This window comes from Pseudoalteromonas sp. SK18 (assembly GCF_001974855.1).
Taxonomy (GTDB): Bacteria; Pseudomonadota; Gammaproteobacteria; order Enterobacterales; family Alteromonadaceae; genus Pseudoalteromonas.
In genome coordinates this window covers 57,161-77,791 of record NZ_MTQB01000002.1, presented here as the reverse complement: position 1 = coordinate 77,791, position 20,631 = coordinate 57,161, and the positions used below count along the sequence as shown (strand labels likewise).

General features: G+C 39.6%; 18 protein-coding genes and 2 tRNA genes. 10 read left to right on the top strand and 10 right to left on the bottom strand.

Going from position 1 to position 20,631, the window contains the following annotated elements; translation table 11 throughout:
• Nucleotides 1-27 precede the first annotated feature (27 nt).
• A complete protein-coding gene (locus BW139_RS02220; protein WP_054201138.1) occupies nucleotides 28-1,404 on the top strand; it encodes an L-serine ammonia-lyase in 1,377 nt (458 codons plus the stop codon).
• Between the two features lie 81 nt (nucleotides 1,405-1,485).
• Here the strand turns inward: BW139_RS02220 and cysB are convergent, their stop codons facing one another.
• A complete protein-coding gene (cysB, locus tag BW139_RS02215) occupies nucleotides 1,486-2,463 on the bottom strand; it encodes an HTH-type transcriptional regulator CysB (RefSeq protein ID WP_076918511.1) in 978 nt (325 codons plus the stop codon).
• A 302-nt stretch (nucleotides 2,464-2,765) separates the two neighbouring features.
• Here cysB and BW139_RS02210 point away from each other — a divergent pair, with 302 nt between their 5' ends.
• A complete protein-coding gene (locus tag BW139_RS02210; protein WP_008466188.1) occupies nucleotides 2,766-3,521 on the top strand; it encodes a hypothetical protein in 756 nt (251 codons plus the stop codon).
• Between the two features lie 112 nt (nucleotides 3,522-3,633).
• On the opposite strand, the gene BW139_RS02205 is transcribed toward BW139_RS02210, so the two are convergent.
• On the bottom strand, nucleotides 3,634-4,926 hold the full coding sequence (locus tag BW139_RS02205) for an NCS2 family permease (protein WP_008465893.1): 1,293 nt from the start codon (nucleotides 4,924-4,926) through the stop codon (nucleotides 3,634-3,636).
• Between the two features lie 118 nt (nucleotides 4,927-5,044).
• Between BW139_RS02205 and BW139_RS02200 the strand changes: the two genes are divergently transcribed.
• The 3 genes from BW139_RS02200 (at nucleotide 5,045) to BW139_RS02190 (ending at nucleotide 6,774) form a co-directional block, all read left to right on the top strand.
• Nucleotides 5,045-5,506, top strand: coding sequence for a tetratricopeptide repeat protein (locus BW139_RS02200; RefSeq protein ID WP_076918510.1), 462 nt, complete (start codon nucleotides 5,045-5,047; stop codon nucleotides 5,504-5,506).
• Between the two features lie 317 nt (nucleotides 5,507-5,823).
• Entirely contained in the window at nucleotides 5,824-6,258 is a 435-nt protein-coding gene (locus BW139_RS02195; RefSeq protein ID WP_008465889.1) for a SulA-like leucine-rich domain-containing protein, read from the top strand.
• 39 nt (nucleotides 6,259-6,297) lie between these two features.
• Nucleotides 6,298-6,774 carry a YchJ family protein gene (locus BW139_RS02190; protein ID WP_008465887.1) on the top strand — a complete coding sequence of 159 codons (477 nt, stop codon included), beginning with the start codon at nucleotides 6,298-6,300 and terminating at the stop codon, nucleotides 6,772-6,774.
• A gap of 67 nt (nucleotides 6,775-6,841) precedes the next feature.
• Here BW139_RS02190 and BW139_RS02185 read toward each other — a convergent pair whose 3' ends face one another.
• Both BW139_RS02185 and BW139_RS02180 read right to left on the bottom strand, forming a co-directional pair.
• A complete protein-coding gene (locus tag BW139_RS02185) occupies nucleotides 6,842-7,144 on the bottom strand; it encodes a DUF6172 family protein (RefSeq protein WP_008465885.1) in 303 nt (100 codons plus the stop codon).
• Nucleotides 7,145-7,355: 211 nt separating this feature from the next.
• The gene (locus BW139_RS02180; protein WP_076918509.1) at nucleotides 7,356-7,883 is read right to left on the bottom strand and encodes a VC2046/SO_2500 family protein; all 528 of its coding nucleotides are present in this window, start codon (nucleotides 7,881-7,883) and stop codon (nucleotides 7,356-7,358) included.
• Nucleotides 7,884-7,995: 112 nt separating this feature from the next.
• Between BW139_RS02180 and BW139_RS02175 the strand changes: the two genes are divergently transcribed.
• Nucleotides 7,996-8,080, top strand: a tRNA-Tyr gene (locus BW139_RS02175).
• Nucleotides 8,081-8,129: 49 nt separating this feature from the next.
• A tRNA-Tyr gene (locus BW139_RS02170) sits at nucleotides 8,130-8,214 on the top strand.
• Nucleotides 8,215-8,245: 31 nt separating this feature from the next.
• On the opposite strand, the gene BW139_RS02165 is transcribed toward BW139_RS02170, so the two are convergent.
• Nucleotides 8,246-8,938, bottom strand: a complete 693-nt coding sequence (locus BW139_RS02165; protein WP_076918508.1) for a M48 family metallopeptidase — start codon at nucleotides 8,936-8,938, stop codon at nucleotides 8,246-8,248.
• Nucleotides 8,939-9,181: 243 nt separating this feature from the next.
• Between BW139_RS02165 and BW139_RS02160 the strand changes: the two genes are divergently transcribed.
• Nucleotides 9,182-12,493 (top strand): PAS domain S-box protein, encoded by a 3,312-nt coding sequence (locus tag BW139_RS02160; RefSeq protein WP_076918507.1) that lies wholly within the window; start codon nucleotides 9,182-9,184, stop codon nucleotides 12,491-12,493.
• A gap of 17 nt (nucleotides 12,494-12,510) precedes the next feature.
• Nucleotides 12,511-13,506, top strand: coding sequence for a two-component system response regulator (locus BW139_RS02155; RefSeq protein WP_008464602.1), 996 nt, complete (start codon nucleotides 12,511-12,513; stop codon nucleotides 13,504-13,506).
• Nucleotides 13,507-13,553: 47 nt separating this feature from the next.
• On the opposite strand, the gene BW139_RS02150 is transcribed toward BW139_RS02155, so the two are convergent.
• Entirely contained in the window at nucleotides 13,554-13,982 is a 429-nt protein-coding gene (locus tag BW139_RS02150) for a VOC family protein (RefSeq protein WP_076918506.1), read from the bottom strand.
• Nucleotides 13,972-14,643: an HD domain-containing protein gene (locus BW139_RS02145; protein WP_008113030.1), complete on the bottom strand. Its 672-nt coding sequence runs from the start codon at nucleotides 14,641-14,643 to the stop codon at nucleotides 13,972-13,974. Before BW139_RS02145 ends, BW139_RS02150 begins: the two co-directional genes overlap by 11 nt.
• Nucleotides 14,644-14,782: 139 nt before the next feature.
• On the opposite strand from BW139_RS02145, the gene BW139_RS02140 reads away from it, so the two are divergent.
• Nucleotides 14,783-15,973 (top strand): class I SAM-dependent methyltransferase, encoded by a 1,191-nt coding sequence (locus BW139_RS02140; RefSeq protein WP_076918505.1) that lies wholly within the window; start codon nucleotides 14,783-14,785, stop codon nucleotides 15,971-15,973.
• A 15-nt stretch (nucleotides 15,974-15,988) separates the two neighbouring features.
• Here the strand turns inward: BW139_RS02140 and BW139_RS02135 are convergent, their stop codons facing one another.
• The 3 genes from BW139_RS02135 to hrpA all read right to left on the bottom strand — a co-directional run bounded on the left by BW139_RS02135 (nucleotide 15,989) and on the right by hrpA (nucleotide 20,630).
• On the bottom strand, nucleotides 15,989-16,285 hold the full coding sequence (locus BW139_RS02135; protein ID WP_010388503.1) for a PilZ domain-containing protein: 297 nt from the start codon (nucleotides 16,283-16,285) through the stop codon (nucleotides 15,989-15,991).
• Between the two features lie 8 nt (nucleotides 16,286-16,293).
• Nucleotides 16,294-16,674, bottom strand: coding sequence for a two-component system response regulator (locus BW139_RS02130; RefSeq protein ID WP_008113026.1), 381 nt, complete (start codon nucleotides 16,672-16,674; stop codon nucleotides 16,294-16,296).
• A 68-nt stretch (nucleotides 16,675-16,742) separates the two neighbouring features.
• Nucleotides 16,743-20,630 (bottom strand): ATP-dependent RNA helicase HrpA, encoded by a 3,888-nt coding sequence (gene hrpA, locus BW139_RS02125; protein ID WP_175611390.1) that lies wholly within the window; start codon nucleotides 20,628-20,630, stop codon nucleotides 16,743-16,745.
• Nucleotide 20,631 lies beyond the last annotated feature (1 nt).

Sequence of the window (20,631 nt, the reverse complement as noted above, 5' to 3'; positions counted from 1 at the left end):
TGAGAAAACTAAGTAGAGACACACATTATGATCAGTGCATTTGACATGTTTAGCATTGGTATTGGCCCTTCATCGTCACATACCGTCGGCCCAATGCGTGCATCACGCTTATTTGTTAATGACCTAGATGAGCAACAACTATTAGCAAATGTAACCGATGTAAAAGTAGAGCTTTACGGCTCACTGGGGCAAACAGGTGTTGGTCATGGTTCGGGAAAAGCTGTGATACTTGGCCTAGCCGGTTATGATCCTGAAACCATAGATGCCGATTTAGTGGACGATATTTTAGCAAAAATAGAAAATGAGCAGGTTATTTATCTAAACCAAACTCACAAAGCTAAATTCCCTAAACAAGGCGCTATTGTTTTTCATCGCAGAAAAACACTCCCTAAACATTCCAACGCAATGGAAATTATTGCCTATAACAATGGCGAAAAAGTATACAGCAAAGTTTACTACTCTATTGGTGGTGGGTTTATTGTTACAGATGAAGAATTTGAAAAAGAAAAACAAGCGGCCTTAGATATTCGCGAAGAAAACCCTGCCCCGTTCCCGTTTGGAACGGCTAAAGAATTACTCGAAATGTGTAAAGAGTCGGGTTACAGCGTATCAACGTTAATGATGAAAAACGAAAAAACTTTACGCAGTGAAGAAGCCATAAAAGATGAATTATTTAATATTTGGCAAGTAATGAAAGCCTGTATTGAACGTGGTATGCGTACCGAAGGTATTTTACCTGGTGGTTTGAAAGTAAAACGCCGTGCACCAAGCTTATATTTAAAGCTCAATGTAGAAGTGAGTAACGATCCACTTCGTGCTATGGATTGGGTTGATTTATTCGCATTAGCAGTGAATGAAGAAAATGCAGCAGGCGGTCGTGTGGTTACTGCACCAACAAATGGTGCAGCTGGTATCCTACCAGCCGTATTAATGTACTATCATACTTTTATCAAAGAAGTTGATCGCGACATTGCTACTCGGTATTTATTAACCGCGGCCGCTATTGGTATTTTATACAAAAAAAATGCCTCTATCTCAGGTGCTGAAGTGGGTTGCCAAGGTGAAGTTGGTGTTGCCTGTTCAATGGCTGCTGGTGCGCTGACTGAAATTGTTGGTGGTAACGTGGTACACGTAGAAAATGCCGCTGAAATTGGTATGGAACATAACTTAGGATTGACCTGCGATCCAGTGGGCGGCTTAGTGCAAGTACCCTGTATCGAACGTAATGCAATGGGCGCTATTAAAGCAATTAATGCCTCTCGCCTTGCTATTCGCGGCAGTGGTGAACAAAAAGTATCGCTTGATAAAGTAATTAAAACCATGCTCGATACCGGTAACGATATGAAAACAAAATACAAAGAAACCGCTCGCGGTGGATTAGCTGTTAACATTATCGAGTGTTGATATTATAAAGTGTTAATTAGATAGCATTAAAAAAGCCGCTTAGTTGTATAACTAAGCGGCTTTTTCATTACTGTGTAGCTGTTATTTAACCGGTAATTCGATATCAGCAAATAATTTATCAACATCGTCTTGATTACGCAGCAAACTTGCTCGCTCTACTCGCTCTTTGGTTAAATGCGGTGCAAAACGTTCTATAAAATCATACATGTAGGTACGTAAAAAGCTGCCCTTTCTAAAACCAATTTTAGTCGTACTCGCTTCAAATAAATGGCTAGCATCAATGCACACTAAGTCGCTGTCGTTTACCTGATCAATTGCCATAGATGCAACCACACCGACACCTAATCCCAGGCGCACATACGTTTTAATAACATCGGCATCGGTGGCGGTAAATACAATATGTGGCTCAAGCCCATAGGCGTTAAATGCTTTATCAAGCTCTGAGCGACCAGTAAAACCAAATACATAAGTGATCAAAGGATACTGCGCTATATCTGCCACCGTTAAATTATCGACTTTTTTCGCAAGAGGATGATCTTTAGCAACCACAATACTACGATTCCAGTGATAACAAGGCAACATAACTAAATCTGAATACAAATGCAGTGCTTCGGTAGCAATGGCAAAATCTGCATCACCGCGGGCAGCTGCATCAGATATTTGCTGCGGCGTACCTTGGTGCATATGCAATGACACTGCTGGATATTTTTGGGTAAAGCCTTTAATTACGCTTGGTAACGCATAACGTGCTTGCGTGTGCGTAGTCGCAATATTAAGTTTACCTTGATCGGGCAACGTATGCTCATTAGCCACCGCTTTAATACCCTCAACTTTTGAGAGTATTTCTCGCGATATATTAATGATTTCCTCGCCAGCACCTGTAACGTGAGTTAAATGTTTACCACTACGGCCAAAAATTTGCACACCTAGTTCATCTTCTAACATACGTACTTGCTTAGAAATACCAGGCTGGGAGGTAAATAAACTCTCAGCGGTAGCTGAAACGTTTAATTTATGATTTTGAACTTCTACGATATATCTAAGTTGTTGTAATTTCATGGCTATGTAGTTTCGTTATAATTCACATTGACAGATTAAAGCGCACCCTATAATTAATAGGTAACTAACTATATAAAAGGCTGATTAAAGTTACACAATATAACAATTAATTTATTGAAATTTCAGGTTAACACAATAAGTAAAGTTGAGGTAGCAATGATTATCAGTAAACCAAACATAACATATTAAGATTTAAACGCTTTATATTGGTACTTTTTTTAGTTAATCAGCGCAAAGTTTCCCACCTTTTATATATTTAATGTAAGATTAGTGGATAAGGTTAAGAATTTGAGAATTATAACATGATCGTTTCCATTATAATTGTACTAATTGTTGCGCTTATCGTCATCGCACTATGGGTTAGTGCTGTTCAACAACACAAAGAAAAACAAGAAGCTGAACGACGTAAAGAGCTAACAAAACAAAAAGTTATCATTGAAGAAACTGAAGAAGCACTGATGAATAGTGCCAACATCCCACTCTCAGAGGCAACTCAGCGAGTATTACAACGTCGTATTCATGATGCACTCAGTAATATGGTATCTATTTCAAGCGGTGGTAGCGGGCTTAAAAATCGCTTAAAAGAAGCGAAAGAGCGACTGCAAAACCCTATTCAAGACGGCTCTGAAGGCTTTGTATTACCAAGTAACGACAAACAACTGATATCGCTGATACAGGGTATTAAAAAGCTTCGTACTATTATTCGTTCTGAGCATAATAAAGGCAAAGTAGACAGCCAGGTATTTATTGCAGAAGATAAGCGCCTTGAAAAACTGCAGCTAAGAATAAACATTGAAAGCCAAATAAAACGAGGTATAGCAGCGCAAACAGCCGGGATGATAGGATCTGCTAGGCAATACTTTGAAAAAGCGTCGGCGACGCTTAACAGTGTATCATTTACTGATGATTACATTACGGCAAAACGAGCTGAAGTTGAGGGTTACCTAGAAACAATAAGCAACGAACTAAAGGCATCCAATGCCACATCATTGAAGAAAAAGAATGAGCAAGAGCAAGATGATTTAGACGTGTTGTTTGCACCGAAAAAGAAATGGTAATTCGTTACCTAATAAAAAAGCCCATACAACTGTATGGGCTTTTTTATTGCTAAAGTTTAGTCACGATATAAATTTACATACCCAGACTAAATCGCGTTTTTTAACATAAGCATTAAGATAAAAATGCAAACTTAACAATAAACAATGCAGTTAAAATCCAGACACTAATACTTACCTGATCTTTTTTACCACACAGCACTTTAACCGCGGTGTAAGAGATAAAGCCCAGTGCAATACCGTGTGCAATTGAGAAGGTCAACGGTGTCATTAATAGTACAACACTCACTGGAATTGCATCGGTCATATCATCCCAATTTACAAATTTTAAGTTTTGTAGCATTAAAACAGATACGTATAAGATTGCTCCTGCTGTTGCGTATGCTGGTACCATTTGTGCCAAAGGAGCAAAAAACATCATCAATAAAAAGCAGCAACCTACAACCACAGCCGTTAGACCCGTTCGACCACCCACTGATACCCCGGCTACAGACTCTATGTAAGACGTTGTTGTTGAAGTACCTAGCATTGCACCGGCTATAGTTGCAGTGCTGTCTGCGCTTAATGCACGACCTAAACGCGGCATATTGCCGTTTTTATCTGCTAGTCCAGCTTTTTGAGTAACAGCTACCAACGTCCCTGAGGTATCAAATAAATCAACAAATAAAAACGCAAAAATAACACTTAGCATAGACAGTTCAAAAGCAGCACTAAAATCAAGTTGCATAAACGTCGGCATTATTGAAGGTGGCATTGCAACAACACCATGATATTCAACTAATCCCATAGACACTGCAATCGCGGTGACAAGCAAAATACTAATAAGCACGCCGCTTTTAAAGTCGCGATAAAGTAATGCCGCAATAACAAAAAAACTAAAAATAGCTAATAACGGACCCGGTGACGTTATATCACCTAGCTGCACAAGTGTTGCAGGGCTTGATACAATAATACCAGCACTTTTAAGCGCGATAAGTGCCAAGAATGCACCAATACCGGTTGCTATTGCTTGTTTAAGTACCAGAGGGATTGCATTAATAATCCATTCACGCACCTTAAACAAGCTTAATATTAAAAATATACAGCCTGACATAAATACCGCGCCCAGCGCTGCTTGCCAACTATAGCCCATACCTAACACAACGCCATAGGTAAAAAATGCATTTAATCCCATACCCGGTGCCAATGCCAGTGGATAATTTGCCCACAAACCCATAATAAAACACCCTATTGCAGCAGCAATACAGGTGGCAACAAATGCGGCACCTTGGTCCATACCGGCTTCTGCAAGCATAGCTGGGTTAACGAATACGATATAAACCATCGTAATAAATGTAGTCATACCGGCAATACATTCACGGCGAACCGAAGAATCATTTGCACGGATTTTAAATAAGGCTTCGAGCATAATAAACTTGTGGTTGTAAAAAGTGGCGAGATTTTAGCATAAAAATAACTTTTTACAGGACATTTTACCTTGCTATATACTAAACTAGCTAAGTGATTAAAATAACAAACGAAGTAGCATGATCAAAACGACACCAAGTGGCCAAGACTTAGAGCAACAATTAGACAACATACTTTCTTTTGTAACGCAACCAAGCGATGCAAACCTCCCTGCGAGCTCTAAAAGCACCGATCAAGACACATTAAATAAAGCCCTTTATTACCTTAAAAATGACCAAGGCGCTTTAGCCGCAAAATGGATGCGTTTAGCAGCAATGGCAGGAAACTATCGTGCACAGTTTTACTTAGGGCTGTTTTTTATTAAAGGGCAAGGCGTACCACAAAGCGTATTTCATGGGGCTGCGTGGCTTAGCTTAGCTAGTAGCCAAGGATATGAGCCAGCAATAGAAGCAATGAGCGATATACGTAAGCATATTAGCACTAAACGACTTAAAGACGCCCAATGTTATGCTGCCAGCTTATATGAACAAATTCATCAGTTACAATTTTCACATTTGATCCCTATATGTCACGAAAAATAATTTTACTCCCTTGTAACTCATTTCATCTATAAATTAATTAAGCGTTTATATGCTAAATGCAACAACGCTTAATTTTTTAAAAGTACTGTATATCCCCTGTATTTCAGCTTAGTCGTAGATTAAAAAACTAACACCAAAAGCGCTCACCCACTAAATACCTAATCAATTGTTATATATAACTTATTTGTTTTTAAATAATTAAATTTTCATGCTCAGCTGAATAACTGTACAAAAAATAGCAAAAAACACTTGCACCAAACAACTGTATAAACTACTGTATACATGTACTGTATAAAAACCCAGTGAGTGAGACGATTATGTTACAGCCTATTACCGTAAGAACAGTTAAGAGCTACCAACAAGATGACCAATCAGATTGTGTTAACGTTGTTCAAATTGAAGATGAAATTTCAGCAACGTTTGAATTATTAAAAGTATTACACCAATACAATAGTTTAAATGCATGGACACTTTTAATTGCACCAGACCATGTGCCTAGCAAAGCGCTGCTTGATTCATGCTCAATTGATACCAGTAAATTACTGGTTATACGTCAAAAGCACTTAGTTAATTTAGAGTATGTTTTAAGCTCTGCACTTCATAATGGTAATTTTGCCGCGGTGATCACCTGGACTGACATAATAAATAATCAGCAGCTATCTCAGTTATCATTAAACCTGAGCCATACACGCACTAAGCTATATTGCTTTAGCAAAAAAAGCGCTCAAGCTGAGATTTCACTAACGCAATAAGCTTGGTAAACTAGCGTTTTAATACACAGTACATTTATTATGACCTCTAACGCCCTACTATGTTTTTGTAGCAGTCAGCAACTTTATGCTGATTGCTGTGAACCTTTTCATTTAAAAACCAAACAGCCACAAACACCAGAGCAACTTATGCGTGCTCGCTACAGTGCTTATGCTGTTAAAAATGCAGTTTTTGTTCGTGACAGTTACGCAAAAGAAAAACAAGCTGAAAACTCAATATCAGAAATTAAAGACTTTGCAACTAGCTGCCGCTTTGTAAACTTAACCGTATTAGATTCTGGCTATGATGAAGATACAGGGTTTGTAAAGTTTAAAGCTCATTACTTTTATCAAGATCTATATTGCGAGTTGGCAGAGCATTCAAAGTTTATTAAAGAAGATGAACAGTGGCGATACCTTGATGGTGAGATTACACCGGTTGCCGATATTAAAGTAAAACGCAATGATACTTGTCCTTGCGGAAGTAATAAAAAGTATAAAAAGTGTCATAGTGTATAAGTAAAAACCACAAAAAATGGGCCACTTGGCCCATTTTCAAAAACTACACAAAACGCAATTTAGCGTTTTATTCGTCATCAGCTTCATCGAAGTCTTGACGCTGCGCAGGTCTTGCTAAAATCTCTAAGTAAAAAGAGGTTAAACCTTGCTTTTCAATTTCACTGATGTGATTGTTAATTTCAGCAACGTGAACTACTTGGGCTTCTTCAGCCGTGTTACCAAACTTACAATCGAATGCCCAGTAGTCGGCATCAACAGGTAAAGTTTTATTACGTTCTCTTTTCAAATATTTTTTCACTTCATGCTTTGCAGCATCAACCATACGAGGGTATTTGATTTTCTCATGATTCAGCGTGAATGTTTTCTTCATTACGTTCCTAATTACCTTGGTTTAATGATAATGGCATTCAATGTCATACCATTTGCGCCATTATAGCAATTGCATTTAAATTTTGGATGCTTTTTTTATATTAAATCAGTTATTAAAATAAAGCACCTGTAAAACCACTCGTTACTTACTAATATAAACACAGTTTATTACAATCTAATGGCGCTTAAAAACAGCATTCAATGTAATTTAATTAGGCACTAAACAAATGTAGTGGCTGGTGGAGGGCTTCATTTTGTAAATCATCATAAAATGCTGTGGCATCCATTTGCACATTTGAGAGCGGCATATCAGTGTTTTTAATTCGCCGACGGACTGCTAGTTCACAGTTATCAATTACGTTAAGCGGGATATGATTTTTATCATCTCGAATATTTAACGGCTCAGGCTTTAAACACTGGGTTAATTTTATATCACTCATCCCTACAGCGCTTCCCATTTTTGCTAAAAGTTCCGTGTTATTTTTGCCAATTAACATATTAAAACTCTCAGGCGCTAATGGCTGCTTTGGACCCGCACCAAATTGTTTGCGCAGGGTCTCTTCATCGGCTTGATAACCACTTGAATCACTTTTAGGTAAGTGAAACTCACTAAAATCAAGCGCATCATGAGATAGCATTGCTAATAAAAGAGCAAATTCACCCCGACGGCTTTCATGCACACTTTTATTGAGTCGTGTTTTTAATTGACTCTCTGTGATTAACAAATCACCAATCTGCATAGACTTTAGCCTATTTAACTAATTAATAAGTATTTATCGGCTAAATTTGAATTTTCTTTAGCTTTTTTCTTTACTTAAATAAGAAGTTTGCTATTATCTGCCGCGTTGCATTGGAGGGGTTCCCGAGCGGCCAAAGGGATCAGACTGTAAATCTGACGGCTCAGCCTTCGCTGGTTCGAATCCAGCTCCCTCCACCACTTTTCTTAGGCTAAGTTAAGTGGGGCCAAATGCAATAAAAATTAGTGTGGAGGGGTTCCCGAGCGGCCAAAGGGATCAGACTGTAAATCTGACGGCTCAGCCTTCGCTGGTTCGAATCCAGCTCCCTCCACCACTTCTCTTCTTTACCTCGTTTATTTTTCTTACTATTCAAAAACCCATTGTAAACTCATGCCATGCTTATTTAGCCAAGCGCTTGCTTTTTTGTATTCTGAATAAAATAATCCTACACGATGCCAAAATTGAGCACTGTGATTTAAATACTTTAAATGCGCTAACTCATGCACAATTACATAGTCAATTACCCAGGTGGGTGCGCCTGCAAGGTGTAAATTAAAGGTAAGCTCACGCCTGCGGTTACAACTGCCCCAGCGACGCTTATACGATTGAATACGAATATTACTCGGTAGCTTTTCACCCATCAGCTGACAATAGTAGTTTACTCGCATTTCAATATAACTTTCTAACTTCTCATGCAAAAACTGCTCTAGCAAACCTTGATACATTTGCATTCGATACTTCACACGTGAAGAAATACTCAGTAACAGCGTTTGGCTTTCATTGTGCTGCTGCCATTGAGTGCGTGCTGCATTTTCAAATTGCACATTTACAGCTTCATTAAATAATTTAATGCTATGGGTTTTGAGTGGAAACTGTCGTGTATCGGCTTGAGTTTGTTGCTTATGTAGCTGAGCATCAATCCAGCCCTGTTTACTCAACAGCCATTCATTTATTTGTGTTTTCGTTACAAAATGGGGCGCATACACCGTAAGTTCTCGCTGTGCGACTTTGATCGCTACTGTTTTTCTTCGTTTACTTCGCTTTAAAGTGTAATCCAACAATGAATGCTGCCTAGTTATAATTAAAGACTGGGCTTTATTTTACCTTGTACCATAACGGCTGATCTATAAATAATCCCTACTAAATGCCATTTTAATAACAATGCATTTAGTAATGCTCAATAAATAGTAAGTTTAAAGCTTAAAACACTTACGTTACTGGTGTAACTTAGAGCTCAATACCTTGTGATTATTGTTGTGTTTATATTAGACTGGGTTTAAGAGTTATTATGTGAATGATTGATGCTATCTAATTTTTTTATAAACCAACCAGATCCAAGTCTAATTATTAATGGTGTATACGACCCAAGTTTAGTGACACTATCTATACTCACAGCAATTTTTGCAGCCTACTTTTCCCTGCACGTTATCGATTTAGCAAATAATACTCACTTTAAGTCTTATCGCAAGCTAGCCAATTTAACTGCAGCTTTAGTGCTTGCTGGGGGGGTATGGAGCATGCATTTTATTGCTATGCTCGCGTTTTCTTTGTGCACTACAATTAAATACGATCCCACACTCACTTTTGTGTCGTTTATACCGGCTTTACTGGCGTGTACCATTGCTTTTTCTTGTTTGAAAACATATAGCACCCACCCTCGTATTATCAATTTAATTCTAAGCTCACTTTTATTTGGCGCGGGTGTTGGCACCATGCATTACAGTGGTATGGCCGCAATGCAATTAAGTCCGTTACTTCGTTATGATCCAATATGGTTTGGCGCTTCAATTGTTGTTGCAGTGCTGCTGTCTTTTATAAGTCTCTATGCACGTTTTCATTTACCAGCACACTTTAAAAAATTAACGCCTGTGCATAATCGTATTATTTGCGCCCTTATTCTTGGCCTTGCCGTGGCTGGTATGCATTATATGGGCATGGCTGCTACGCGATTTATTGCAACAAGCCCGATAATTAACGAGCAAACAAACCAATCACATCTAACCTTTATTGCTATTAGTGTGTCGTTCGCCACGCTTTTATTAACAGCGGTGGTTGTGATCATCAATGGCATGATCCGTTACAGAATGCTGTTGGGGAAAAAATCTGCTGAAGAGTCTCGCCTTGATGCTATTTTATCAACTGCCATTGACGGCATCGTTACTATCAATATTAAAGGCACTATTTTGAGCTTTAATAAAGCCGCAGAAACAATTTTTGGCTGGAAAGATAATGAAGTCATTGGCCTAAATGTAAAAATATTGATGGCTGATGATATTGCTAATCAACACGATGCTTTTTTAAAAAACACCACAAACCATGAAGTAAAGCGTGTGATTGGTGTTAATCGTGATGTGTGGGCAAAACATAAAAATGGTCATCAATTTCCAATTCGACTAGGGATTGGTGAAGTAAAGCAATTGCAAACTGAAACACTATTTGTTGGCTTTATTACCGATTTAACTGAACAAAAAGCATTACAACAAAGCTTAATTGAAAAAGAGCGACAATATCGTACCTTGATGAACAATATGCCCGGTGTTGTATTTCGCTGCTTGTTAGATGAACACTGGAGTATGTTGTTTATAAGCCCAAGCGTCTATGAACTAACTGGTTATCGCGCTGAAGAGTTTACTGAGCAGCGTATTACCTTTGCCGAGCTGATTGTTAAAGAAGATGAAGCGGCTATTTCTTTAGCCATTGATCAAGCGGTTGCATCAACCAGTCAATACTCAATTGAATACCGCATTCGCCATCGCAACGGCAATATTATTTGGGTACTGGATCAAGCAAGTATTGTCACAGGCTCTAAAAATGATGCCCGCTGGGTTGATGGCGTTTTGGTTGATATAACCAAACGCTATGAATATGAGCAAAGCTTAAAACAAGCTAAATACGAGGCTGAAGTAGCCGCGCAAGCTAAACAGTCTTTTATGGCAAATATGAGTCATGAGATACGTACCCCCATGAATGCAATTATTGGCTTTAGTGATATTTTGATAGATAGCCCGCTTAATAAAGATCAACAGAAGCAAATAATTACTGTTAATAACGCCGCGCGTTCTTTGTTGCACTTACTTAACGATATCCTCGACTCAGCAAAGTTAGAAAAAGGCAAACTCGAAATTCAAAATGTACATTTTAACTTGCAAGAATTACTCGACAATATTGTGTCTACATTTTGGCTGGATGCAAAACGTAAAGACCTAAAACTCAATTTAAAAATAGCTGACAATGTGAATCCATTTTATTTTGGTGACGATACGCGTTTACGCCAAGTGCTAACCAATTTAATCGGCAATGCGATAAAGTTTACCGAACGAGGCCATGTTACTTTGTCGGTTACTCATAACCCCAATCATCCTATTTTATTTGAAGTACAAGACACAGGTATAGGTATTGAAGAAGATCGTCTTGAGGCTATCTTTAAACCTTTTGAGCAAGCAGACGGCACCACAACTCGCCGATTTGGTGGCACAGGGCTTGGAACAACGATTAGTAAACAGCTGGTTGAGTTAATGGGTGGCCATATATATGCACAAAGTACCCTTGGCCAAGGTAGCTGCTTTTGCTTTACTGTCGCGCTTGAAAAAGGCGAGAAAAGTCAGGTACAGACCATTAGTAAAAACGTATTTAATTTACCATCATTAAAAATCTTAGTGGTCGATGATATTGAACAAAATATTGAGCTACTCACCATTATGCTCTCACAAGCTGGGCATCAGGTAAGAAAAGCTAATAATGGCTTTGAGGCCATTGAGATATTTAATCAGCATCGCTTTGATATTATCCTAATGGATATTCATATGCCTAAATGTGATGGGATCAGTGCCACAGCATCAATTCGCTCTTTAGAGCAGCAAAAGCAACTTGAGCAAACCCCAATAATTGCCTTAACGGCCAGTGTGCTACAGCAAGATAAGCTAACAGCCAAACAAGCGGGTATGAATGGTTTTACAACCAAACCCGTTGACATAAACCAACTCAACCAAGAAATAGCACGGGTGCTTGGGCTTGCTATCAGCCAGTTAGTAACTAACGATCCAATAGATTCAAAACTTCGTATAGATTTCAATAAAGGCGAAAAAATGTGGGGCAGCAAAGAGAAACATCTCAAAGAGGTTGTACTCTTTTTAGCTCAGCATCAAAATAGTATGCAAACTTTGGCGACCACTAAGCTAAACGATAAGCATCATGCTCATATTTTGCATAATTTAAAAGGTCTTGCCGGTAATTTAGCGCTCAATAATTTATCTTACTTAATTGCGCAAGCTGAAAAACAACGTGATATAACCAGTTATACTCAGTGCATATTAAAATGTCAGCAAGAGTGGCAGCAGCTAGCAGATGAATTATCACACTTACACATTGCTTTTAAAGAGAATGAATTACAAAAAGAAACCGTGTCAGATGCTGAATTTATTCGCCAATTAACGCTTTTACTCAGCCAAGCTAAACGAGCAGAGTTGGATGATACGTTATTAAGTTATATTGAGAGAATAACACCAGAACAGCACAAAAATGCTATTTTAAGCATTTGTGAACAGTTTAATGAATTTGAATTTGATAATGCAAAAATAGAGCTCAATGCATTATTAACAACACTTAATAATTAGCTCTTCTGAGGACGACGATGGATCAATCTATAAGTCAGGCGCGAATATTAATCGTCGATGATGAACCTGCGAATTTAAAAGTAATGCGCGAGGTTCTAGCGAGTAACTACCGTTTGTCGTTCGCTAAATCGGGGCCATTAGCACTGCAATTAATTGAAAACGATCCACCGAACCTCATTTTACTAGATGTAATGATGCCAGATATGAATGGCTTTGAAGTGTGTAAAATTTTAAAAACTAATCCTACAACCGCACATATTCCAGTTATTTTTGTTACCGCACTTACACAAGAGCAAGATGAATCGGAAGGGTTTTCTTTAGGTGCAGTTGATTACATAACCAAACCTATTAGTCCTGCTATTGTAAAGGCAAGGGTAAAAACACATCTTTCTTTAGTACAAGCCGAGCAGCTAAAACAAGCACATGTAGACTTAGTAGAACGATTGGGGCGCGCTGCAGAGTACAAAGATACCGATACGGGTGAACATATTGCTCGAATGAGTCAATACAGCAAGGTACTTGCTTTAGCGCTAGGAATGAATGAACAACACGCTGAGTTATTACGCCAAGCTGCACCAATGCACGATGTCGGAAAAATAGGCATTCCTGATTCAATATTATTAAAACCAGGAAAATTAACTCCAGACGAATTTGCACACATGAAAGAGCATGCTGCTATAGGAGCTAAAATATTGGCCAACTCACCCTCCCCTTTGTTGCAACTTGCCCACGTACTGGCAATTGAACATCATGAGAAATGGGATGGCACAGGCTACCCTAATGGATTGAAAGGCGAAGAAATTTCGATTGAGGGACGGATTGTGGCGATTGCTGATGTATTTGATGCACTCACATCAAAACGTCCTTATAAAGAGCCTTGGAGCATTGAGCAAACAATAGAACATATGCAGCACCAAGCGGGAAAACATTTTGACCCACATCTAGTTGAGCTTTTTATTGGTCAGATAGACACTGTTCTAGCGATAAAAAAGGCCCATCAAGAGCGCGATTAAATCTCCCCTTATTTGAGCAAATATTACTGCGCAAAGTGCAACTGATCCTAGCTTCTTTTGGCATTGTGAGAGCCTAAAGCTACAGCCGGAAAATGCTGTTTTATAATACGATAGTCATGAGAAGTGATCTCATGGCTATTACCACTATTGTCTTTAAAGTACATTGAAAAAGTCACACCATGATCAGCCAATATGGTTTTTACTTGGTGCTGCTCAAGATGCTTGAGCCACATAACAAATTGCTCCCCTGTCGCAGCAAAAGCGACTCCTTTACTGCGCCCATCTCCTTCAAATAAAGCCAGCCGTGTAGTGGCATTTTCATCTTCAAGTGTTAAAGGGCCTTTCCCCTCTTCATTCCAAAATGCTAACTCCTCTACTACGCTAAAACCAAGCACCTTTTTATACCAATCAACGGCTTGGGTGATGCATTCAACATTTAAATGGCAATGATCAATTCCCGAAAGTTTAGGTGTCATCGCGTTGTTCACCAATTTCAGACTTAAGCTGGGCTAAAAAATCGTGCATGTATGCAGTACGCCTTTGTGCTTCTGCTTTTGCTGAGGGGGTATTCATACTCTGGGCAATATGCAGTAATTTAATAAAAAAATGATCTAGGGTGTACTTTTTATCGTCTGCTTCTCGGTTTAAACAAAATGGATCATCTGGGTTGTATAATAACCGGCTAATAGAGCCGCCTACTTTCATACAACGGCTTACACCAATAGCTCCTAAGGCATCCATTCTATCTGCATCTTGTACAATCTGTGCTTCCACCGTTTTAATAGCAATATTGGCGCTAAAACTGTGTGCTGCAATAGCGTGGTGAATATCAGCAAATAGTTGTTCATCGTAACCAATAGACGCTAAAAAGTTAATCGCTTTATCGGCTGCCATTGTTGATGCTTTCGCCCTGTCTGGGTGATTTTTAGCCACCGCAACACAATCATGTAACCAAGCTGCAGGCAATACAATGGCCATATCAGCCTGCTCTGCAATACATAACTGCACAGCAACACGTACTACCCGTTCAATATGGGTAATATCATGGGCTACATCGGCATGTACTAAGGATGTAATAAAGTCTCTGCATTGCTGATTAAGTTGCTGTAATGAGGGGCTAAGGGCTGAATTGTCCACCGAATTTCCAAAAATCTATTTAAACGAGTTAATAATGGCTACTTTACCGCGATTTATAAGCCCCTTGCAAAACATTCATTGTATGTTGCGCGAGCCTTGACTAAAATACAGCGCTTATTTATTACTACAGAGAAGCCCTATGTCATCTGCCGTTTACCTGCAAGCTGGTCGCGATAAATCATTAAAAAGAAAACACCCTTGGTTATTTTCTAAAGCCATCAAAAAAATTAAAGGTAAACCTGGATTAGGTGACACGGTAACCATTCACGATAGTGAAGGTAAGTTTTTGGCCACAGCCGCTTACAGTCCTCATTCGCAAATTCGTGCTCGTGTTTGGAGCTTTGACGAAAAAGAAGTGATAGATCAACATTTCTTTGAGCGCCGTCTTCGCCGTGCTTTAGAAGCGCGTAGTCATGCGATTGAAGAAGGTGGACTTACCGGCTTTAGATTATGTGCAGCAGAATCAGACTACTTACCCGGTATTACTATAGATAAGTTTGATAATGTTCTTGTGTGTCAATTACTGAGCGCAGGTGCAGAACGTCACAAAGGTGAAATTGTTGGCGCTTTAATGGCTATTTTCCCTGGCTCTACTATTTATGAGCGCTCAGATGTAGATGTTCGCACTAAAGAGGGGCTTGAGCCTATTAAGGGCGTGCTATGGGGGAGTGAACCCACTGAACCTGTCATAATTGAAGAAAATGGCTTAAAGATTGAAGTTGATATAATGGAAGGCCATAAAACCGGCTTTTATTTAGACCAACGTGATAGTCGTGCTGCACTGGAGCGTTTTTCAAAAGACAAAACCGTATTAAATTGCTTTAGTTATACAGGTACTTTTTCTCTTTACGCCCTGCGTGGTGGCTGCAAGCATGTAACCAATGTAGATGTTTCACAACCAGCACTTGATACAGCAAAGCGTAATGTAGAGCATAATAATCTTGATTTAAATAAAGTCGACTTTGTTAAACAAGATGTCTTTAAATTATTACGTCAATACCGTGAAGACGGCGTTTTATTTGATACCATTGTTATGGACCCGCCTAAATTTGCTGATAACAAAGCGCAGTTAACTGGGGCGTGTCGTGGTTATAAAGATATAAATATGATTGCGATGCAAATTTTAAAGCCAGGTGGCACGCTACTAACATTCTCATGTTCTGGTTTAATGGAACAAAACTTGTTTCAAAAAGTGGTCGCAGATGCAGCCCTTGATGCAGGTAAGGATTTACTGATCATGGAGCGCTTAAATCAAGCAGCTGACCACCCTATTGCAGGCAGCTATCCTGAAGGCTTTTACCTTAAAGGGCTTATTTGTAAGGTTTACTAAAAACTAATTAAGTAGTTAGTTAAACTCTACAATTTCGAGCCCTGCGGTTATCGTGCCATCCTCTTCGGTGCTGGCACGTATCACCTTAACGGTGGCTTTCAATGGTGCAATACTCGGATGTGTTGATGCAATATCAACCGATAAAATTGAGTTAAGCTCTAACAAATCATCGAGTTGTAATGAAAGACCCGTTGCACTTAAATCAAGGCAGGTGCCAGTGTAACTGAGCCCAGCAACAGGCTCTATTGAGGTTAACTTTGCTGGCGTGTTAACCTGCATACGTCTATAGTTTCTCTTATCTTCGGTAAACATAATTCCCTCTACACAATATTATTAATTTTTTCTCGTAGTACGGCGATAGAAAAAGGTTTTACAACGTAAGCATCGCACCCTGCGTCAAAGCCTGCTTGTTGCTCAAGCTCCGACTCAAGTCCAGATATCATGACCACCGGAATGTTTTTTGTCTCTGGCGTGTGTTTAAGTATGCGACACGTATCATAACCATCGAGTCCTGGCATACACACATCGAGCAAAATAATATCGGGCGGATTAGCAATCGCAGATGCTAAACAACTTTTACCAGAATCAGCATAGCTCAAATCAAATGTTGATGCTAACCCTGCTTTGAGTATTTCAAAATTGAAATACTCATCATCAACCACTAACAACTGCCGCGCTTTGTGTTTTAGTAATGAGGACATAGCTATGTCATTTCCTTCTCAAGTTAGTCCCTCTGTTAACTTACTTAGCTTAATAGAGAATAAAGAGATTATTCAATTTCTTTTATCGCATTTAACACACGTTTTGCTGAAATTGGATAAGGCGTACCTAAGGTTTGTGCAAATAAGGATACGCGTAATTCTTGCTGCATCCAAAAAATAGCCTCAACATCTGTAGGCAATGGCATTCCTTTAGGTGTTTTATTTGTCAGTTTTTTATATTCTTGCGCTACTTTTTCAAGCTCTAGCACACATAATCTATCACGATTTGGGTCAACAGGTAGTTTTTCTAGACGTTTTTGAATCGCTTTTAAGTAACGAATTAAATCGCCTAGTTTGTCTGCCCCGTGCTGACTGACAAAGCCTTTAAAAATAAGCGACTCTAACTGGGACTTAATATCCCCATGAGCGGTGATCATGGTTAAATCTACACGCCCTTTCATTTTTTTATGTAGTGCATGCGCAATACTCAGTACTTGCTCAACTTGCGTAGCAATGGCTACAACAGTATCGCCTAACTCGCCGCGAATATGCTCTTTAACCGTTTCAAATGCATCACTTGTGCGAATATCACCATATTTAACCAATAGGCTATCAACGCCTGATGCGATGCAGTCATCAATCAAATCGGCAATTTTACCAAAAGGATTAAAGTACAATCCTAATTTAGCTTTGTTTGGTAGGTTTTGCTGCAGATATTTAATTGGTGATGGCACGTTTAACAGTACTAAACGACGTAAACCTTGCTGGTGCGCTAATTGCGCTTTTATTTCGTTATCGAATAGCTCTACTGCGGCCGTTGATTTTTTATCCACTAACGCTGGGTAGGCTTTAATTTCGTATTGACCTTGCTTTTTCACATACGATGTTGGTAACTCACCAAAATCCCACTGGATTAAATCGGTTTTTTCTATGCCTTTGTCGGCCACTTTAGATAAAGTGTCTGTCACTTTGCCTTGAAGCTGCGCTTTAAGCTTAGCTAAATCGAGCCCACGGGCAAGAAGTTGGTCGTTTTCATCACGTACTTCAAACTGCAATCTTAAATGAGGAGCAAGGGCTGTTAAATCCCACGCCTCGGGGTCGACTCGCACGCCAGTCATGCGCAATAACCGATTACTTAGTGAGTCGATTAACGAGCCTTGTAGAGGCTCTATGGCCGCTAACACCCCATCGGCATAATTAGGCGCAGGGACAAAGTTACGGCGAAGTGACTTTGGCAATGACTTAATTAACCCACAAATTAGCTCATGACGAAATGCCGGTATATGCCAATCAAAACCACTTTCTTGTACTTGGTTTAATAGTGCAACAGGTATTTGTACAGCAACGCCATCAACCGCTTGTCCTGGATCAAAATGATAGGTAAGCGGCAGCATTAAGTTATCTTGTTGCCATGTATCTGGATAGTCAAATTCGGTAATGCTACTTGCACCATGCTGCATGAGCTCTTCACGCGTCATGTGCAGATAGCGTTTGTCTTGCTGTTTTTGTGTTTTATACCACTTAATAAACGCAGCACGATTATTAATATCGTTCGGTATTTTTTTCTCGTAAAACTCAAATAAGGTTTGCTCATCAACTAAAATATCGCGCCTACGAGATTTGTTCTCGAGTACTTGAATATCTTCAATTAATTCTCGGTTGTATTGTAAAAACCCTTCATTGAGTCCGAGCTCTTGTTCAACCAGCGCTGTGCGAATAAACAACTCACGGCTTACTTTTGGGTCAATATTGCTGTACACACAGCGGCGCTTATTAACAATTAATAAGCCATACAAAGTTTGTTGCTCAAAGGCAATCACTGCACCGGGCTTTTTCTCCCAATGAGGCTCTGTGTAGCTGCGTTTTACTAAATGCTGAGCAAACGGCTCTACCCAGTTCACATCAATTTTGGCATTAATACGAGCATAGAGTTTACTGGTTTCCACCAACTCAGCCGACATCATCCATTTTGGACTCTTTTTAAATAATCCCGAGCCTGGGAAAATATGAAATTGGCTATTACGCGCACCTTTATATAGCTGCTTTTCGTCTTTGAAACCGATGTGACTGAGCATGCCACTTAAGAGTGCTTTGTGAATAAGCTCGCTGTCTGCAACATTAGTGGTGGCTTTCATTTTCATTTCATTGCACACAGTGCTGATTTGATAAACGATGTCTTGCCATTCACGAATACGCATATAGGCTAAAAAGTCTTTTTGACATAACTTTCTAAACTGGCTGTTGGTCAGCTCACTTTGCTGCTCTTCTAGGTAATTCCACAGGTTTAAAAAGGCAATAAAGTCAGAGTCTGGATCGTCAAAGCGACCATGTTTTTCATTCGCGGCTTGGCGTTTTTCTTGTGGTCGCTCGCGGGGGTCTTGAATTGAAAGCGCGGCAACAATAACGATCACCTCACGCAATGCACCCAGTTTATGTGCAGTTAGCACCATTTTTGCTAAACGCGGATCAACCGGCAAACGACTTAGCTCTCGCCCAGATTGCGTTAAACTGGTTTTTTGATGACGCTTAGCCGCTTTTACTGCTTGTAGCTCTTCAAGCAATGTTAAACCATCATTAATATTTCGGCTATCTGGAGCTTGCACAAAAGGAAATTGCGCCATATCACCCAGCCCAAGGGCTAACATTTGCAAAATAACTGATGCTAAATTAGTACGTAATATTTCAGGGTCAGTAAATTCAGGACGCGATAAAAAGTCATCTTCTGAGTATAAACGAATACAAATACCCGCTTCAACACGTCCACAACGCCCCATTCGCTGATTAGCACTGGCTTGCGAAATAGGCTCTATAGGTAAACGTTGCACTTTTGTGCGATAACTATAACGACTAATTCGCGCTGTACCCAGGTCAATAACATAACGAATACCAGGTACTGTTAGCGATGTTTCAGCGACGTTGGTAGAGAGTATAATATGGCGGCGCGAATGCGGCGCAAAAATACGGTTTTGCTCAGCGTTCGATAGCCTTGAATACAAAGGTAATACATCTGTGTGTTTTAAATTACGCTTGCTTAGTGCATCGGCGGTATCGCGTATTTCTCGCTCACCATTTAAAAAGATCAGAATATCGCCAGGGCCTTCGGCGCAAAGTTCATCTACCGCATCAAAAATCCCCTGAAGTTGGTCGCCTTCGGCTTCCATATCTTCTTTTTGAATATCACTAATTGGGTTATAGCGTACATCAACTGGAAACGTTCTTCCTGATACTTCAATAATAGGTGCATCATCAAAATGCTTAGAAAAGCGCTCAGGATCGATAGTTGCTGAGGTGATAATAACTTTTAAATCGGGGCGTTTTGGGAGTAAATTTTTAAGATAACCTAAAATAAAATCAATGTTTAGGCTACGTTCATGCGCTTCATCAATAATAATGGTGTCGTATTGATTTAAAAACCGGTCTTGTTGTATTTCAGCTAATAAAATACCGTCGGTCATCAGTTTAATGTAACTGTTATTAGATACCTGATCGCTAAAACGAATTTTAAAACCGACTTGCTGACCAAGCTCACATTGCATTTCTTCTGCAATACGGTTGGCAACGCTGCGTGCTGCTAGACGCCTTGGTTGCGTATGGCCAATATAGCCCTCAACGCCTCGGCCTAGCTCTAAACACATCTTAGGTATTTGTGTGGTTTTACCTGAGCCGGTTTCACCTGCAATGATCACCACTTGATTATTAGCAATGGCCTCTTTAATGGTGTCTTTTTTTTGACTGACCGGTAATTGCTCAGGGTAAGTAACTTTAGGTAGCCCAGCTAAACGCTGCTCTCTGAGTGCTTGACTGCGACTGATATCAGTCGCAATTTTTTCAAGCGCACTGGTAAGTTTTGCCTCGTCGGTGATTTTTTTAACGCCGTGAAGACGCTTTTTAAAACTGAATTGATCTTTTTTTAAGCACGTTTTTAGCTCGCCAAACAACTGACCTAGGTTTACCACC

What these genes read in the sequence shown, in the direction of transcription:
- BW139_RS02220 (WP_054201138.1), top strand. Translation starts at nt 28, where the DNA reads ATGATCAGTGCATTTGACATGTTTAGCATTGGTATTGGCCCTTCATCG.
- cysB (WP_076918511.1), bottom strand. Translation starts at nt 2,463, where the DNA reads ATGAAATTACAACAACTTAGATATATCGTAGAAGTTCAAAATCATAAA.
- BW139_RS02210 (WP_008466188.1), top strand. Translation starts at nt 2,766, where the DNA reads ATGATCGTTTCCATTATAATTGTACTAATTGTTGCGCTTATCGTCATC.
- BW139_RS02205 (WP_008465893.1), bottom strand. Translation starts at nt 4,926, where the DNA reads ATGCTCGAAGCCTTATTTAAAATCCGTGCAAATGATTCTTCGGTTCGC.
- BW139_RS02200 (WP_076918510.1), top strand. Translation starts at nt 5,045, where the DNA reads ATGATCAAAACGACACCAAGTGGCCAAGACTTAGAGCAACAATTAGAC.
- BW139_RS02195 (WP_008465889.1), top strand. Translation starts at nt 5,824, where the DNA reads ATGTTACAGCCTATTACCGTAAGAACAGTTAAGAGCTACCAACAAGAT.
- BW139_RS02190 (WP_008465887.1), top strand. Translation starts at nt 6,298, where the DNA reads ATGACCTCTAACGCCCTACTATGTTTTTGTAGCAGTCAGCAACTTTAT.
- BW139_RS02185 (WP_008465885.1), bottom strand. Translation starts at nt 7,144, where the DNA reads ATGAAGAAAACATTCACGCTGAATCATGAGAAAATCAAATACCCTCGT.
- BW139_RS02180 (WP_076918509.1), bottom strand. Translation starts at nt 7,883, where the DNA reads ATGCAGATTGGTGATTTGTTAATCACAGAGAGTCAATTAAAAACACGA.
- BW139_RS02160 (WP_076918507.1), top strand. Translation starts at nt 9,182, where the DNA reads ATGCTATCTAATTTTTTTATAAACCAACCAGATCCAAGTCTAATTATT.
- BW139_RS02155 (WP_008464602.1), top strand. Translation starts at nt 12,511, where the DNA reads ATGGATCAATCTATAAGTCAGGCGCGAATATTAATCGTCGATGATGAA.
- BW139_RS02150 (WP_076918506.1), bottom strand. Translation starts at nt 13,982, where the DNA reads ATGACACCTAAACTTTCGGGAATTGATCATTGCCATTTAAATGTTGAA.
- BW139_RS02140 (WP_076918505.1), top strand. Translation starts at nt 14,783, where the DNA reads ATGTCATCTGCCGTTTACCTGCAAGCTGGTCGCGATAAATCATTAAAA.
- BW139_RS02135 (WP_010388503.1), bottom strand. Translation starts at nt 16,285, where the DNA reads ATGTTTACCGAAGATAAGAGAAACTATAGACGTATGCAGGTTAACACG.
- BW139_RS02130 (WP_008113026.1), bottom strand. Translation starts at nt 16,674, where the DNA reads ATGTCCTCATTACTAAAACACAAAGCGCGGCAGTTGTTAGTGGTTGAT.